This window comes from Promicromonospora iranensis (genome assembly GCF_028994805.1).
Taxonomy (GTDB): Bacteria; Actinomycetota; Actinomycetes; order Actinomycetales; family Cellulomonadaceae; genus Promicromonospora; species Promicromonospora iranensis.
The window spans coordinates 44962-60617 of record NZ_JAJQQP010000007.1 but is presented as its reverse complement, the minus strand read 5'-3'; the positions used below and the strand labels follow the sequence as shown (position 1 = coordinate 60617).

At 72.5% G+C, this 15656-nt stretch carries 13 protein-coding genes; 8 read left to right on the top strand and 5 right to left on the bottom strand.

The annotated features are described in order from the left end of the window. Nucleotides 1–107: 107 nt before the first annotated feature. Nucleotides 108–1604 carry an adenylosuccinate lyase gene (purB, locus tag LUM46_RS13125; RefSeq protein WP_274994473.1) on the bottom strand — a complete coding sequence of 499 codons (1497 nt, stop codon included), beginning with the start codon at nucleotides 1602–1604 and terminating at the stop codon, nucleotides 108–110. Between the two features lie 217 nt (nucleotides 1605–1821). On the opposite strand from purB, the gene LUM46_RS13120 reads away from it, so the two are divergent. Together LUM46_RS13120 and LUM46_RS13115 are read left to right on the top strand one after the other, a co-directional pair. After that, on the top strand, nucleotides 1822–2076 hold the full coding sequence (locus LUM46_RS13120) for a hypothetical protein (RefSeq protein ID WP_274994472.1): 255 nt from the start codon (nucleotides 1822–1824) through the stop codon (nucleotides 2074–2076). A 2-nt stretch (nucleotides 2077–2078) separates the two neighbouring features. Continuing rightward, nucleotides 2079–3626 (top strand): RBBP9/YdeN family alpha/beta hydrolase, encoded by a 1548-nt coding sequence (locus tag LUM46_RS13115; protein WP_274994471.1) that lies wholly within the window; start codon nucleotides 2079–2081, stop codon nucleotides 3624–3626. Here the strand turns inward: LUM46_RS13115 and LUM46_RS13110 are convergent. Then, nucleotides 3616–4023 carry a phage holin family protein gene (locus LUM46_RS13110; RefSeq protein ID WP_274994470.1) on the bottom strand — a complete coding sequence of 136 codons (408 nt, stop codon included), beginning with the start codon at nucleotides 4021–4023 and terminating at the stop codon, nucleotides 3616–3618. The genes LUM46_RS13115 and LUM46_RS13110 overlap by 11 nt on opposite strands. Before the next feature lie 14 nt (nucleotides 4024–4037). On the opposite strand from LUM46_RS13110, the gene hisC reads away from it, so the two are divergent. Beyond that, nucleotides 4038–5132 carry a histidinol-phosphate transaminase gene (gene hisC / locus LUM46_RS13105; protein ID WP_274994468.1) on the top strand — a complete coding sequence of 365 codons (1095 nt, stop codon included), beginning with the start codon at nucleotides 4038–4040 and terminating at the stop codon, nucleotides 5130–5132. Between the two features lie 111 nt (nucleotides 5133–5243). Here hisC and LUM46_RS13100 read toward each other — a convergent pair whose 3' ends face one another. Next, the gene (locus LUM46_RS13100; RefSeq protein ID WP_274994467.1) at nucleotides 5244–6242 is read right to left on the bottom strand and encodes an acetylxylan esterase; all 999 of its coding nucleotides are present in this window, start codon (nucleotides 6240–6242) and stop codon (nucleotides 5244–5246) included. A 303-nt stretch (nucleotides 6243–6545) separates the two neighbouring features. Here LUM46_RS13100 and pdhA point away from each other — a divergent pair, with 303 nt between their 5' ends. Genes pdhA through LUM46_RS13085 form a run of 3 tightly spaced genes read left to right on the top strand, consistent with a single transcriptional unit; the run spans nucleotide 6546 to nucleotide 10269 of the window. Further along, the gene (gene pdhA, locus LUM46_RS13095; RefSeq protein ID WP_274994466.1) at nucleotides 6546–7715 is read left to right on the top strand and encodes a pyruvate dehydrogenase (acetyl-transferring) E1 component subunit alpha; all 1170 of its coding nucleotides are present in this window, start codon (nucleotides 6546–6548) and stop codon (nucleotides 7713–7715) included. Nucleotides 7716–7720: 5 nt separating this feature from the next. After that, a complete protein-coding gene (locus LUM46_RS13090) occupies nucleotides 7721–8752 on the top strand; it encodes an alpha-ketoacid dehydrogenase subunit beta (protein WP_274994465.1) in 1032 nt (343 codons plus the stop codon). 29 nt (nucleotides 8753–8781) lie between these two features. After that, nucleotides 8782–10269, top strand: a complete 1488-nt coding sequence (locus LUM46_RS13085) for a dihydrolipoamide acetyltransferase family protein (RefSeq protein ID WP_274994464.1) — start codon at nucleotides 8782–8784, stop codon at nucleotides 10267–10269. 211 nt (nucleotides 10270–10480) lie between these two features. Here LUM46_RS13085 and LUM46_RS13080 read toward each other — a convergent pair whose 3' ends face one another. Next, entirely contained in the window at nucleotides 10481–10762 is a 282-nt protein-coding gene (locus LUM46_RS13080; RefSeq protein WP_308434123.1) for a WhiB family transcriptional regulator, read from the bottom strand. A 158-nt stretch (nucleotides 10763–10920) separates the two neighbouring features. Between LUM46_RS13080 and LUM46_RS13075 the strand changes: the two genes are divergently transcribed. Beyond that, nucleotides 10921–12960: a bifunctional copper resistance protein CopD/cytochrome c oxidase assembly protein gene (locus LUM46_RS13075; protein ID WP_274994463.1), complete on the top strand. Its 2040-nt coding sequence runs from the start codon at nucleotides 10921–10923 to the stop codon at nucleotides 12958–12960. Nucleotides 12961–13062: 102 nt separating this feature from the next. Further along, a complete protein-coding gene (locus LUM46_RS13070; protein ID WP_274994461.1) occupies nucleotides 13063–15231 on the top strand; it encodes a S9 family peptidase in 2169 nt (722 codons plus the stop codon). Nucleotides 15232–15288: 57 nt separating this feature from the next. On the opposite strand, the gene LUM46_RS13065 is transcribed toward LUM46_RS13070, so the two are convergent. Further along, nucleotides 15289–15633, bottom strand: coding sequence for a hypothetical protein (locus LUM46_RS13065; protein WP_274994459.1), 345 nt, complete (start codon nucleotides 15631–15633; stop codon nucleotides 15289–15291). Between the last annotated feature and the right edge of the window lie 23 nt (nucleotides 15634–15656).

Sequence of the window (15656 nt, the reverse complement as noted above, 5' to 3'; positions counted from 1 at the left end):
CTGCGCTGCACCTCCGCCTCAGTCCAGACCTGTGTGGCCTGAGACTGCGGTTCCGCTCCGGGCGGGTGCCTCGTTCCTCGGCCCCCACCCTGCGCTGCACCTCCGCCTCAGTCCAGGTAGTCCTTCACCAGCTGCTCGGCCAGCCCCGTGTACGTGGCGGGGGTCAGCGCGGCGAGGCGGGCGGCGACGTCGTCGGGCAGACCGAGGCCTGCCACGAACTCGCGCATGCGCGCGCCGTCCACCCGCTGGCCGCGCGTGAGGTCCTTGAGGCGCTCGTACGGGTTCTCCATGCCGGGCACGCCCGCGACGGACGCCGCGCGCATCGCCGACTGGACGGGCTCGCCCAGCACCTCCCAGTTGGCGTCGAGGTCCTCACGCAGCAGCGTCTCGTTGACGGCGAGCCGGTCCAGACCCCGTGCCACGTTGTCGATGGCGAGCAAGCTGTGCCCGAACGCGGGACCGATGTTCCGCTGCGTCGTCGAGTCGGTGAGGTCACGCTGCAGACGGCTCGTCACGAGCGTGGCCGAGAGGGTGTCCAGGAGCGAGCACGAGATCTCGAGGTTGGCCTCGGCGTTCTCGAACCGGATCGGGTTCACCTTGTGCGGCATCGTGGACGAGCCCGTGGCGCCCGCGACCGGGATCTGCGTGAAGAACCCGAGCGAGATGTACGTCCACACGTCGGTGGCGAGGTTGTGCAGGATCCGGTTGAAGCGGGCGACGTCGGCGTAGACCTCCGCCTGCCAGTCGTGCGACTCGATCTGCGTGGTCAGCGGGTTCCAGTCCAGCCCGAGACCCTCGACGAACGCCTTCGACACCGCGGGCCAGTCGGCGGCCGGGACGGCGACGGTGTGCGCCCCGTAGGTGCCGGTGGCGCCGTTCAGCTTGCCCAGGAACTCGGCGCCCTCGATGCGGCGGAGCTGACGGCGCAGGCGGTGCGCCAGCACGGCGAGCTCCTTGCCCAGCGTGGTCGGCGTCGCCGGCTGCCCGTGCGTGCGGCTCAGCAGGGGCACCGCGGCGTGCTCGCGCGCCATGCCCGCCAGCTGGTCGACGACGGCGTTCGCGGCCGGGAGCCAGGCATCGCGGACCGCGCCCCGCACCATCAGCGCGTACGAGAGGTTGTTGATGTCCTCGCTCGTGCACGCGAAGTGCACCAGCTCGCTGGCGGCCGGGAGGCTGGTCGAGCCCAACGCCTCCGGAGCGGCGGCGATGCGCCGCTTGATGAAGTACTCGACAGCCTTGACGTCGTGCACGGTCTCGCGCTCGATCTCGGCCAGCTCGGCGATCTCGTCCGCGCCGAACGTCGCGGGGATCGCGCGGAGGTAGTCGATCTCCTGCGAGGACAGCGTCGGCGCACCCGGGACCACGGGCGCCTCGACGCCAGGCGCGCCGTTGCACAGCGTGATGAGCCACTCCACCTCGACGTGGATGCGCTCGCGGTTCAGCGCGGCCTCGCTCAGGTGGTCCACGAGCGGGGCGACGGCCTTGCGGTACCGGCCGTCGAGCGGTCCGAGCGCGATGGCCGGGCTCACCTCCGCGAGAGTGACGCGGGTGGCAGGGCGGGCAGGGCTGGCGGCAGGCGCGGTCGTCTCAGGCACGTCCTCCATTCTCCCACGGGAGTTCCGCGGGAGACCCGCACAGACCCGCAGGACGGCGCCGCGCCGCGGGAGCCCGACCACAGCCGGCCGTTTCGGGGCGCTGTGCACAGTCGAACCCCACCGGCCGACGCCGACGCCCGGACCGCACCTAGCGTCGTGGTCACCAGGAGACAGCAGAGGGGAGCCGGCGGATGGGCACAGCAGGACGAGCGGCGAGGAAGAGACGATGACGCGTGCGTGCGGGGCGCCCGTACCCGGACCAGGGGAGCCGACGACGGCGCTCGCGGCGGCCCTGGAGCTGGTGGTCCGGGGGATCGAGCAGCTGCGGGCCGCCGTCGAGGTGGAGTGGGAGGCACCTGCTGCGGAGCTGTACCGGGCAGAGGTGGCCGAGGCGGCGCTCGCCGTCGCGCGCGACCTCCTGCTGCTGAAGGACGTGGTACAGCGGGCAGAGGCCCTCCGCGCCGCGGGCGGGCTCGGATGATGATGCCCTGGCCCGCACAGCCCGCTGGTCCGCGCGCGCCGTCGGACACCGTCGTGATCTATGGGGGAGGGGGCGCCACCAGCGTCGAGTCGGACTCGGTGCGCCGAGCGGCCGCCCGGGTGGCGGGTGCCGCCGACGAGCTGCGGGCCGCCGCGGCGCAGTGCCTGGCGGCGAGCGGGAGCATCGTCGTGCCAGGGCTCCTCGGAACGTCCCCCGGCGTGCCCTGGCTCGACGGCGGCCTGGGCGGCGTGGCCCCGCTGGGCCCGGCCGTCCGGGCGCTGGAGGCGGCGGCGCACGAGGCGGCGCGATCCCTCGTCGCACGTGCCGACCTGTGCGACCTCCTCGGCTGGCGCCTGCTCCGGGCAGCCGGCCTGTACGAGGAGGCGGAGTCGACGGCGGAGCGGGCGGTCGGCGCCCTGATCACGGCCGGGGCCTTCGGTACGGGGGCGGCGCTGGGCAGCCTGGGCTGGGCGGGTCTCGTGGGTGTCGGGGTCGTGGGCGGCGCCGAGATCGGCGGGCGCCTGGTCGGGGGGACCCTCACCAGCGGCGCCTCCGGGGCAGTGGCGGGCTGGGCCGCGTCGGGTGCGACGCGCGGAGTCGGGCCGTTCTCCGACGAGGTGTTCGCCGGTGCGGGCGGCGGCGTGGGCCTGGCCCAGGCCGGGCGCGCCGAGGGGCGCTCAGGGGTGGCCGGAGGAGCCGCGGTCCTTGCGCACGTGGCCCGCGAGGCACCCGTTCTCGGGAACGACGACGACGGGCTCCGGGTCGTGCGCCTCGGCCCCGGCGACTTCGCGAGCGGCGGGCTTCCTGCCTGGTCCGGCCACGGCGCGTCGTCGGTCCAGGAGGCGCTGAGCAGGATCGACGACCTCTACCCGGCCACAGGCGGCGCCCCCGCGGCAACGGTGGCGGTGCAGAAGGTGGTGGGGGAGGGCGGCCAGGTGTCCTGGACCGTGCTGATCCCCGGAACCCAGTCGGCACTGCCGGCGGCCCATCCCTGGGACGGGCGGACCGACGTGGAGCTCATGGCGGGCCAGGCCGACGGTGCCACCGCGGCCGTCGAGCGTGCGCTCGTCGACTCCGGCGTCGGGCCGGACGAGCCGGTGACCCTCGTGGGACACAGCCTGGGCGGGATCGCGGCCGTGGCGCTCGCCTCACGAGCGGGCTTCGCCGAGCGCTACCGGGTCGGAGGCCTCGTCACCGCCGGCTCGCCCACGGGTCTGCTGGCGGCACCGCCCGGCGTCCCCGCGCTGCACCTGGAGACCCCGGAGGAGCTGGTCTCGAACACGGACGGGCGCTCCGCCGCGGAGAATCCCCGCACCCGCGACCGTGTCACGGTGGTCCGGTCGTTGCGGGACTCGACCGACCCCGGCGACCGGACGGCGTCCGGCGACGTGGTGCAGGCGCACTCGATCACCACGCACGTCCGAACGCTCGACCTCGCGGTCGGGCTCGGCGATCCCCGGGTCACCGAGGTGGCGGACCGGATCGGCCCGCGCCTGGGTGGTGCGGCGGCGGAGACCCGGTACTACCGGTTCGAGCGCGTCAGTCGGTGACCTTGTTGGGCAGGACTGCCAGCAGGATCGTCTGCACCACCGAGATCACCAGCGCCGCGAGCACGAACCACCAGAAGCCGCCGTTCACCTCGAGGCCCCAGTTGGGCGTGTCGGAGAACCACGTCTGGTTGGTGATGAGCGTCGTGATCCACAGCATGAGCGCGTTGATCAGGAACGACACCAGGCCGAGCGTGAGGATGTAGAGCGGGAGGGAGATGAGCTGGACGATCGGCTTCACGACCATGTGGACCAGGCCGTAGACCACCGCCACCACCACGGTGGCGAGGATCGCGCCGAGCGTGGTGTCGTTGCTGACGATGTTCATGTGGGAGCCGAGGATCAGGGCCGACAGCCCTATTGCGAGTGCGGTGATGAGGATGCGCGCCACGAGCTTCATCTGGTCATCGTGGCATGCTGACCCCCGTGGATGAAGCATCAGTACCGCTCCGGCCTGCCGTGTCGGCCCTGCCCGCCTACGTTCCCGGTGCGCGCGCCGGGTCGAGCGCCCCGGCATGGAAGCTCTCGTCGAACGAGAACCCGTACGCGCCGCTGCCGTCCGTCCAGGCCGCCATCACGCGTGCAGCGGCCGAGGTCAACCGGTATCCCGACATCTACGCCGACGAGCTCGTCGGCGCGCTCGCGGCACACAGCGGTGTCGCGGCCGAGAACGTCGTGGTCGGCAACGGGTCGGTGGCGCTCCTGTCGCACGTGCTGAACGCCGTCGTGGACCACGGGGACGAGATCGTGTTCCCGTGGCGCTCGTTCGAGGCCTACCCCATCGCGGCGGCGGTGTCCGGCGGCAGCGTCGTGACCGTGCCGCTCGAGGACGGCACCGGGCGGCTCGACCTGCCGGCGATGGCTGCCGCGGTCACGCCGCGCACTCGCGTGGTGCTGGTCTGCACGCCCAACAACCCGACCGGCCCGGCCGTGCACGCGGGCGAGCTGGAGACGTTCCTGGCGGAGGTGCCGAAGAACGTGCTCGTCGTGCTGGACGAGGCGTACCTCGAGTTCGTGCGGGACCCGGAGGCGCCGGTCGGCCTCGACGTGTTCCGGCGCCACTCGAACGTGCTGCTGCTGCGCACCCTGTCCAAGGCGCACGGCCTGGCCGGGCTCCGCATCGGCTACGCGATCGGCGAGCCGCGCCTCGTCGCCGGGATCCGTTCCGTGTCCACACCGTTCGGCGTCTCGCTCGTCGCCCAGGCCGCCGCGCTGACGACGCTGGAGCCGGAGGCGCAGGGCCAGCTGACGGAGCACGTCGAGGCGCTGGTCGGCGAGCGCGCTCGCGTCGTGGAGAGCCTGCGCGGTCAGGGCTGGGTGCTACCCGAGACGCACGCGAACTTCGTGTGGTTCGACCTGGGCGAGGCGACCATGGAGCGCGCCGCCGAGGCGAAGGACGCCGGGGTCCTGGTGCGCCCGTTCGCCGGCCACGGGATCCGCGTGAGCATCGGCGACCCGGAGGCGAACGACGCCTTCCTGGCGGTCGCCGCGGGCTGGCGCCAACGCTGACGGTGGTCGGCAGAACGTCAGGTGATCGGTATTCGGAGCGACCGACTACCTGACCTTCTACCGACCACGAAGCCTGGCCCGCCCCACCCCGCCCTGCCTAGCGGGGCGCTGTCAGCGCGCCAGGCAGCGTGCGATGTGCGCCCGCGTCGCGGCGGCGGCCCGGGCCTGGTCGGCGTCCTGGCCCGGGTACTCGGCGTGCCCCGCCGGAAGCACCTCCAGCTCCAGCTCGGCACCGGTCCGGTGGTCGGCCCGCGCCGCGGCCGCCACCGCGTTCGCCACGGCGAACTGCCCGGGTGCGGGCACCGACGCGTCCCAGAGGGCGCACTCGCAGCGGACGGGCACGCGGAGGAACGCGGCCGCCGTCGACGTGTCGAAGTAGCGCAGCACGTCCCGGGCCTCCGGGTGCTCGGCGACGTACCGGCGCACTGCCGCACCGCTGCCCGCACACGCCACGTCGAGCCGCACGTCGTACTGCCCGAAGCTCGGCACCACCAGGGTCGCGCCCACGAACCGCCGGTCCCACGGCACTGCCAGCGCGCCGATGCCGCCGAAGCTCTCGCCCACGTAGTACAGGGGCAGGTCGCCGGCAACCTCCACGAGGGCGTCGGCCGCGTGCCACAGGTCGACGGCGCACCGGCCCAGCGAGTAGGTGTCCACGGAGCCGATGCCGTGCAGCACGTGCTCGTCCGCCGTGTCCGGGGCCCCGACCCCGGCGTTGAGTGCTCCGAGCCCGCGGGCCACCGGGAAGACGACGGCGGCGTCGTCGGGCACACGGTCGAAGCTGGGCGCCTCCCGGCCGCCGTACCCGTGGCTGTGCACGACGCCGACCCGGGCCGCGCCGTCGGACGGCAGGGCGAGCCAGCCGCGCAGCCGTAGCCCGTCGGCACCCGTGTGCTCGAGCTCGTAGAGGTCGTGCCCGTCCCGCCTGCCGAGCGCCGTCAGGCGCGGCTCGGGACGGACCGCGCGGGAGGCCGTGAACCAGCCTCGCCAGAGGTCGCCGAAGCCCGGTGGCGGCGGGACGGGCTCGATCGCGAGCAGGGCGTCCTTGTCGTGCCCGTAGGTGCCGTCGATCGGCGCGTCCGGGAACCAGCTGTCGTACGGCGGGTACACCGGCTCAGTATCGGCCTGGGGCCAGCCGAGACGGAGGCGCCGCGCGGAGGGTCCTGACAGGTGTGCGTCGAGACTGCGTCGCGCGGCTTGGTGGATTCCGACAAACGGCCCCCCGGGAGATTGGGCGACATCGCGGCAGACCAACCTACGGAGCCGTAGCCTACGCTTGCGTAGGCTACGAGAGCGTAGGTTGCGGATCGGCCAAATTTCCGGCTGGACCCGTGCCAGGATGGAAAGGTCCCCGGAACGGACCGGGCGTCTCCGCAACAGCGGGCGCTCGCGTCCGCAGTTGAAGGAGGAAGCGTGACTACGACCAACGGCTCCAACGAGGCGATCCCGACGTTGCAGCTGCTCGACCCCCAAGGGAACCGCGTCACGACGCGCGGTACCAAGGGGTATCGCGACCGAGCCGCTGCCCTGACCGCGGAAGACCTCCGCGGCATGTACCGCGACATGGTCCTGACGCGTCGCTTCGACGACGAAGCGACCTCGCTCCAGCGCCAGGGCGAGCTCGCCCTGTTCGCACCCGCTCGTGGCCAGGAGGCCGCGCAGGTCGGCAGCGCGCACGCGCTGCGGCCGCAGGACTACGTGTTCCCGTCCTACCGGGAGCACGGTGTGCTGCACGTCCGGGGCCTGGACCCCGTCGACCGGCTGCGGTTCTTCCGTGGTTCCGACCACGGTGGGTGGAACCCGACCGAGCACAACACCAGCGTGTACACGATCGTGATCGGCGCGCACACCCTGCACGCCACCGGCTACGCCATGGGCGTCCAGCGTGACGGCACCCCGCACGACAAGAACGACGGCACCGCGGTGATCACCTACTTCGGTGACGGCGCCACCTCGCAGGGCGACGTCAACGAGGCGATGATCTACGCCGCGGTGAACGACGCACCGGTCGTGTTCTTCCTGCAGAACAACCAGTGGGCCATCTCCGAGCCGACCTCCCGGCAGACGAAGATCCCGCTGTACAAGCGGGGCGAGGCGTTCGGCCTGCCCAGCCTGCGGGTCGACGGCAACGACGTGCTCGCCGTCTACGCCGCGACGCAGGAGGCGCTCGAGCGGGCCCGGACGGGCCAGGGCCCGAGCTTCATCGAGGCGTTCACGTACCGCATGGGCGCCCACACGACGTCGGACGACCCGACCCGCTACCGCACCTCCGAGCAGGAGGAGCAGTGGCGCCGGCGCGACCCGATCGACCGTCTCGCCGCACTGCTGCGGGCAGAGGGCGCGCTCGACGCGGACTTCGACGCCGAGATCAAGGCAGAGGGTGACGAGCTGGGCGCACAGCTGCGCGACGGCGTCCGCGCCCTCGACGGCGGATCGGCGGTCGCCAGCACCTTCGACGACGTCTACGCGACACCGCACGGCGTCGTCGCCGCAGAACGAGCCTGGTACGAGGCCTACGAAGCCGGCGACCCGCCGGCCTCGCAGTATGCGATCGCGGACTCAGCGCAGGGAGGCGCACGATGACAACCATGGCGGAACGTACGCACACCACAGCCAGCGCCTCGGAGCCTGCGTCGAGCACCCGGACGCTCTCGTTCAGCAAGGCGATCAACGAGGGCCTGCGCGCCGCGATGCGGCACGACGACAAGGTCATGCTCATGGGGGAGGACATCGGCCCGCTGGGCGGCGTCTTCCGCGTGACCGACGGCCTGCAGGCGGAGTTCGGTGAGCAGCGGGTGGTGGACACGCCGCTGGCGGAGTCCGGCATCGTCGGCACGGCCATCGGGCTGGCCATGCGCGGCTACCGGCCGGTCTGCGAGATCCAGTTCGACGGGTTCGTCTTCCCGGCGTTCAACCAGATCACCACGCAGCTGTCGAAGATCCACAACCGCACACGCGGCGCGGTGCAGATGCCCGTCGTGATCCGCATCCCCTACGGCGGCGGCATCGGCGGCGTGGAGCACCACGGCGAGAGCCCGGAGGCGCTCTTCGCGCACACCGCCGGTCTGCGCGTCGTCTCGCCGAGCAGCCCGCAGGACGCCTACACGATGATCCAGGAGGCCATCGCCTCCCCGGATCCCGTGCTGTTCTTCGAGCCCAAGAGCCGCTACTGGGGCAAGGGCCCGGTCGACCTCGAGGCTCCGGTCGGGACGGACACGCTCAACACGGCCCAGGTGATCCGCCAGGGCACCGACGTCACGCTCGTCGCGTACGGGCCGTCCGTCACGACGGCGGTCAAGACCGCTGAAGCGCTCGCGGAGGAGGGCCGGTCCGCCGAGGTGCTCGACCTGCGCGCCATCTCGCCGATCGACACCGCCGCGGTGGTGGCGAGCGTGCGCAAGACCGGCCGCTGCGTGGTCATCCACGAGGCGCCGGTGTTCTTCGGCGCGGGCGCCGAGATCGCCGCCCGCGTCACGGAGGAGTGCTTCTATGCTCTCGAGGCGCCCGTGCTCCGCGTGGGCGGCTTCCACACCCCGTACCCGGTGGCGAAGCACGAGCACGAGTACCTGCCGAGCGTGGACCGCGTGCTCGACGCCGTCGACCGTGCCTTCGCGCACTGACTCAGGAGTGAGCAGAGAGTGAGCCGAGAGTGAGCTTGAAGAACCAGAGGTTCCCGCTCCCCGACGTCGGAGAGGGCCTCACCGAGGCCGAGATCGTCGAGTGGCAGGTCGCCGTCGGCGACTCGGTCGAGGTGAACCAGACGATCGTCGAGATCGAGACGGCGAAGTCGCTCGTCGAGCTGCCGTCGCCATGGACCGGGACGGTCGCCGCCCTGCTCGTGGAGCCGGGCACCACCGTGGACGTCGGCACCCCGATCATCGAGATCACGGTGCCCGACGGCGCGGCCGGCCCCGCCGGGTCGACCCAGAACGGCACGGCCACGCCGGCCGGCCCCGACGCCGGTCCGGGGGGTGCGTCCGCAGCTGGGGACGCTCAGGACGAGAGCTCCGGGTCGGTGCTCGTCGGTTACGGCACCGCCGAGGCCAAGGCGAGCGGACGGCGTCGTCGGCACCAGGCGGCTCCGGCCGCGACGGCGGTGGTCGAGGCCGTCGAGCCCCGCGTGCAGGCAGCGCCCGCGCCGGTGGCTCAGCCGGTCAGGACCCCGGCACCCGCCGCGCCCCGGCCGGCCACGCCGGCTCCGGCGTCGGACACCGGGACCACCACCGCCGCGCGGGCCCGGGTGCTCGCCAAGCCGCCGGTCCGCAAGCTGGCCAAGGACCTGGGGGTGGACCTGGCGGGCGTGCACGCGTCGGGTCCGGGCGGCATCGTGACGCGTGAGGACGTGGTCTCCCACGCCGAGCGCTCGTCGGTGCGGACGCTGACCGACTACCCGGACGACGAGCCGTGGCTCGCCTCGGGCGTGGTCTCACCGGACGGGCGCCAGACGCGCGTCCCGGTGCGGTCGGTGCGCAAGCGCACCGCCGAGGCCATGGTGGCCAGTGCCTTCACCGCGCCGCACGTGACCGTCCTGCACACCGTCGACGTCACGAAGACGATGAAGCTCGTGGCGGCGCTCAAGGAGGACCGCGACTTCACGGACGTCAAGGTGACGCCCCTGCTGATCGCGGCCAAGGCGGTGCTGCTCGCGGTGAAGCGGCACCCGCAGATCAACGCCTCGTGGGACGACACGGCGCAGGAGATCGTCTACAAGCACTACGTGAACCTGGGCATCGCCGCGGCGACGCCGCGCGGGCTCGTGGTGCCGAACATCAAGGACGCGCACACGCTCGACCTGCTCGGCATCGCGAAGGCGCTCGCCGGGCTGACGGCGACGGCGCGGGCCGGACGCACGTCGGTCACCGACATGTCCGACGGCACCATCACGATCACCAACCTGGGCGTCTTCGGGATCGACACGGGGACGCCGATCCTCAACCCGGGGGAGGCGGGGATCCTCGCCTTCGGCGCGATCCGCAAGCAGCCGTGGGTGCACAAGGGCAAGGTGAAGCCGCGGTGGGTGACGCAGCTGAGCTTCAGCTTCGACCACCGGCTGGCCGACGGCGAGCTGGGCGCGAGGTTCATCAAGGACGTCGCACGCGTGCTCGAGGAGCCCGCCCACGGCCTCGTCTGGGGCTGAGCGACAGGGGCTGAGCGACAGGGTCCGGTAACGAGTCAGACCCCCAGGTCACCAAGGTGACCTGGGGGTCTGACTCATGTAGCGACCGGGGCAGTGCGCTCGTCCGGATCCGTCTGGGAGATCCTCGGTGCGGAGAGCGCACTGCCTCGGTATCTCACGGCGAATGGACTCGATCGCCGTGCCTCAGGCAAGGTCCTGTGTCACGTGGCCCTCACGCCACGCGCATGCCGCCGATCGACCGGGGCCGGCCGCGCCGCCGCTTGCGGCTCCGCACGGTGCCGTCCACGACGATCTCTCCGCCCCAGACACCCCACGGCTCGCGGCGGGCGAGCGCGCCCGCGAGGCACTGGGCCTTCAGCGGGCAGACCGCGCACGCGCGCTTCGCCTCTTCGAGGTCCGCGGGATGTTCCGCGAACCAGAGCTCGGGCTGTTCCGAGCACGGCACGGAGTCGTCGGTCTCGGTGATGATGTTCGCGAGGTCCACACTGGTCACAACGCAGAAGAGGGCTAAAGGGTTGGGTTTGGTGCATAATCCGGCCGAATTTTTCGTGGACGCCGTCGAAATGCCCGGTTCGGGGATGCTTGCGGCGTGGTCAACCGGACACCCGCAGACGGTCGGAACCGCGTCGCGTCGCGCCTAGGCTGGACCGCGTGACCCCGACCGACGCCCGGAACAAGGCCAGCAGAACTGCCCGGACGAGCCCCGCGACCGGCCCGACGAGCCCTTCGTGGCTCGTCGCCGCCCTGCCGGCAGCGGCGCTCGTGGCGCTGGCTGCCCTCTTCGCCGCGGGCGCGTTCTCCGGTGCCTTCACGGCGTTCGCCAACTTCGCCGACCCGGGTGTCCTCGTGCGCTGGGGCATGCCGGTCGCGACGGTCACCACCGAGCTGGCGGTGGCGCTGACCGTCGGCGCCCTCGCGCTGGCGGCCTTCGTGCTGCCGCGCGGCCCGCTGGTGGACCGGGCTCTCGGGGTCGCGGGCGTCTCCGCCGGTGTGTGGACGCTCGCGGCGCTGGTCCAGCTCGTGCTGCGGTTCTCGTGGTCCACCTACCTGCCCCTCGACGCGCCGGGGTTCGGCCCTGCCCTGATGGAGTACGTCACGACCATCTCCGTCGGGCGCACCTACCTCGGGATCGTCGTCGTCGCCGCGCTGACGGCGGCCGTCGCGCTGCTGGTCCGTGGTCCGGTGGGCGCGCTGTGCACCAGCGCGCTGCCGCTGGTCGCTCTCGGCATGCAGTCCTCGACGGGCCACGCGGCCGGCGCCGCGAGCCATGACGTCGCGATCTCCGCCCTCTTCCTGCACCTCGGGGGTGCGGCCCTCTGGATCGGCGGGCTGGCGGCCATCGTGTTCGTCGGTCTGCGGTACGCGGCCACCGCCGACGTGATCCGGCGCTACTCGGAGATCGCGTTCTGGTGCTTCGCCGCCGTGGCGGTCTCCGGCCTCGTCAGCGGGTGGATCCGGATCGGCTCCCTCGACGGGCTGGGCACCGACTACGGGATCCTCCTCGTGGTCAAGACCGCGCTGCTGATCGTCCTCGGCAGCCTCGGCTACCTGCACCGCAGCACCGTCGTCGCCCGGCTCTCCGCCGTGACCACCACCAGGAACGCGGCGATCGGCCTGTTCTGGCGGCTCGCCGCCGTGGAGGTCGGGGTGATGGGGGCCGTCTCGGGCGTGGCGGTCGCCCTCGGCTCCACCGCGCCGCCGGTGCCCGACGAGGCCATCGCCGACCCGACCCCCGCCGAGCTCGTCACCGGCCATCCCCTGCCGCCCGAGCCCACCATGCTGCGCTGGTTCACCGAGTTCCAGTGGGACGTCATCGTCGCGTTCGCGTGCGCTGCCGCCGTTCTCGTCTACGTGCGGTGGACGCTGCGGCTGCGGCGTCGCGGGGACGCCTGGCCCGTCGGCCGCACCATCTCGTGGTGCCTCGGCATCGTGGTGCTGTTCTGGGCCACCAACGGCGGCGCGGCCGCCTACGGACACGTCCTGTTCAGCGCCCACATGGTGCAGCACATGGTCCTCGCGATGGTGGTGCCGCTGTTCCTCGTGCTGGCCGCACCGGTCACCCTGCTCGCCAGGGCCGTGCCCGCACGCAAGGACGACTCCCGCGGGCCGCGCGAGTGGGTGCTGGCACTGGTGCACTCCGCGATCGGCCGGTTCATGGCGAACCCGGTGGTCGCCGCCGTCCTCTTCGCGGGCGGGATGATCGTCTTCTACTTCACGCCCCTCTTCGAGCTCGCGCTGACCACCTACGCGGGCCACCTGTGGATGATCGCCCACTTCACGCTCGTCGGGTACCTCTTCGCGAACGCCCTGATCGGCGTCGACCCCGGGCCGTCCCGCCCCGGGTACCCGCTGCGGCTCGTCCTCCTGTTCGCCACGATGGCGTTCCACGCGTTCTTCGGCGTCACGCTCACCTCCGGCACCGCCCTGCTCGTGCCCGACTGGTTCGGGCTCATGGGCCGTCCCTGGGGGCCCAGCGCCATCGAGGACCAGCAGAAGGGTGGCGCCGTCGCCTGGGGCATCGGCGAGCTGCCGACCCTGCTGCTCGCGGTCGGCGTGGCGATCTCCTGGGCACGGTCCGACGCCCGCGAGGCCAAGCGGAACGACCGCAAGGCCGAGCGGGACGGCGACGCCGAGCTCGAGGCGTACAACAAGATGCTCGCCGAGAAGGCGGCCAAGCAGGCCGACTCCTGATCCCCCTCGCTGGGCTGTGGGCGCGATCATTGCGCCGACAACGGGCGCACAGCCGCAAAAATTACGCCCACAACCCAGGGCTGGGCGTGATAGGTGTGGCGCGTGAGCGAATCTCCGCAGACCCCGTTCCACGACCTCGACCACTACGTCGCGATCCCCCGTGTCGCCGGCCTCACGGCCAGCCAGGACGGCACACGCCTCGTCGCCACCGTCCAGACGCTCGACGACGAGCGCACCGGCTACCGCACGGCCCTGTGGGAGGTGGATCCAGCGGGCGAGGAGCCGGCCCGGCGGCTCACCCGTTCCGCCAAGGGCGAGTCGTCCGCCGTCTTCACCCGCTCGGGCGACCTCCTCTTCGCCTCGGCCAGGCCCGACCCGGACGGCAAGGAGGGCTCCGAGCCGACGCCGGCCCTCTGGCTGCTGCCCGCCCACGGTGGTGAGGCCCGTGTCGTCGCCGCGCCGCCCGGCGGCGTCTCCGGGGCGCTCACCGCCCGCGACGCCGACACGGTGAGCGTCGCCGCTTCCCTCCTGCCCTCCGCGAAGGGGCTGGCGCAGGACGCCGAGCTCCGCAAGGCCCGCAAGGACCGAAAAGTCTCCGCGATCCTGCACACCGGCTATCCCGTCCGGTTCTGGGACCACGATCTCGGGCCCGACCAGGTACGGCGCCTCGCCGGTGACCTTGCGACCCTCGCGGACGAGCCGGCGTCGCCGCTGCCCCGTGCCACCGACACCCAGGGCGAGATGCCGGACGAGGAGAACCCGTCGTCGGGCAAGCACCTCGACCTGCGTGACCTGACGGGCGCCGGCCGCCACCTCGAGGAGCACTCCGCGGACCTGTCCGCCGACGGCAGCACGCTGGTCACGACCTGGAACGTGCCCGACGCCGGTGCTGCCACCCGGAGCACGCTCGTCGTCGTCGACACGGCTACCGGTGACCGTCGGGTGCTCGTCGACGACCCGGACGCCGACGCCGAGGGTCCGCGCATCTCGCCGGACGGCGCCTGGGTCGCCTACGTGACCGAGTCGATCTCGTCCCCGGCGGAGGCTCCGGTGATCCGCCTCGCCCTGGTGCCGACCGACGGCTCCGCGGAGCCGGTGGTCCTCGCGGACGACTGGGACCGCTGGCCCGGCCGGCCCACCTGGCTCCCGGACGGCAGCGGCCTCCTGGTCCAGGCCGACGACGACGGCCGCGGCCCGGTCTTCCTGCTCACGGTCTCCGGTGCGCTCCCCGGCAGCGACGTGCTCGTCGAGAAGCTGACGGCGGACGACGCGGTCTTCTCCGACCTCGCGGTCACGCCCGACGGTGCCACCGTGTTCGCGCTCCGCACCTCCTACGCGGCCCCGGCCGAGCCGGTGCGGATCGACCTGGCGGGCTTCCTCGCCTCGGGAGCACCGGGGGAGCGGACGCCGGTCGCCGCAGCCCTGCTGCGCTCGCCGGTCGCAGCTCCTCCGCTGCCCGGTCGCCTCACGGAGATCGAGACCACCGCGGACGACGGCTCCCGGGTGCGCGCCTGGCTGGCACTGCCCGCCGACGCGGGACCCGAGACCAAGGCCCCGCTCCTGCTGTGGATCCACGGCGGCCCGCTGGGCTCCTGGAACGCCTGGAGCTGGCGCTGGAACCCCTGGCTGATGGTCGCCCAGGGATACGCCGTGCTGCTGCCCGACCCGGCGCTGTCCACCGGGTACGGCCAGGAGTTCGTGCAGCGCGGGTGGGGCGCCTGGGGCAAGGCCCCGTTCACCGACCTCATGGCGATCACGGACGCCGCCGAGGCCCGGCCCGAGATCGACGAGACGCGCACGGCGGCCATGGGCGGCTCGTTCGGCGGGTACATGGCCAACTGGGTGGCCGGGCACACGGACCGCTTCCAGGCGGTGGTGACCCACGCGAGCCTGTGGGCGCTGGACCAGTTCGGCCCCACCACGGACGCGGGTTACTACTGGGCCCGCGAGATGACGCCGGAGACGGCGCTGGAGAACAGCCCGCACCTGGCCGTGGGCGATATCCGCACCCCGATGCTCGTGATCCACGGCGACAAGGACTATCGCGTCCCGATCGGCGAGGGCCTGCGGCTGTGGTCCGAGCTGCTGACGAAGTCCGGTCTCCCGGCGTCCGACGACGGCGAGACCGTGCACCGGTTCCTGTACTACCCGGACGAGAACCACTGGGTGCTCACGCCGCAGAACGCCAAGGTCTGGTACCAGGTGGTGTCGGCGTTCCTCGCCGAGCAGGTGCTCGGCGAGACGCCGGAGCTGCCGACGACCCTCGGCTGAGCGAGCGGTCGTGCTGAGGTGGAGCGCCGCCACGGCGCTCTGCCTCGGCTGCTGCTCTCAGCCCGCCCGGACGGCGCCCACGACGCGCACGCGTACCGCTACGTCGTTGATCTCCTCGGGCACCTTGTCCACGAGGCCGGGGTCTGTCACGTTGACCTGAAGCACCCAGCTTCCGCCGGGCCCTGTCACCTGCTCGACCGAGACCTCCTCGGCGAGCACCTCGACCGGTGATCCACCGGACGTGCCGGGCTCTGCGTGCTTCCGTGCGGGGTACTCACGCAGGGGCTGTCCGAGGGACGTCGTGAACTCAGGGGCGACGCCAACGCCGATCACACCGTCGAACCCGGTCACTTTTTCCCGCAATGCGGCTTTTGCCGACCGAGCCTCGTCGAGTGTTGCCATCCCGATCACCTCCTGGTCATCCA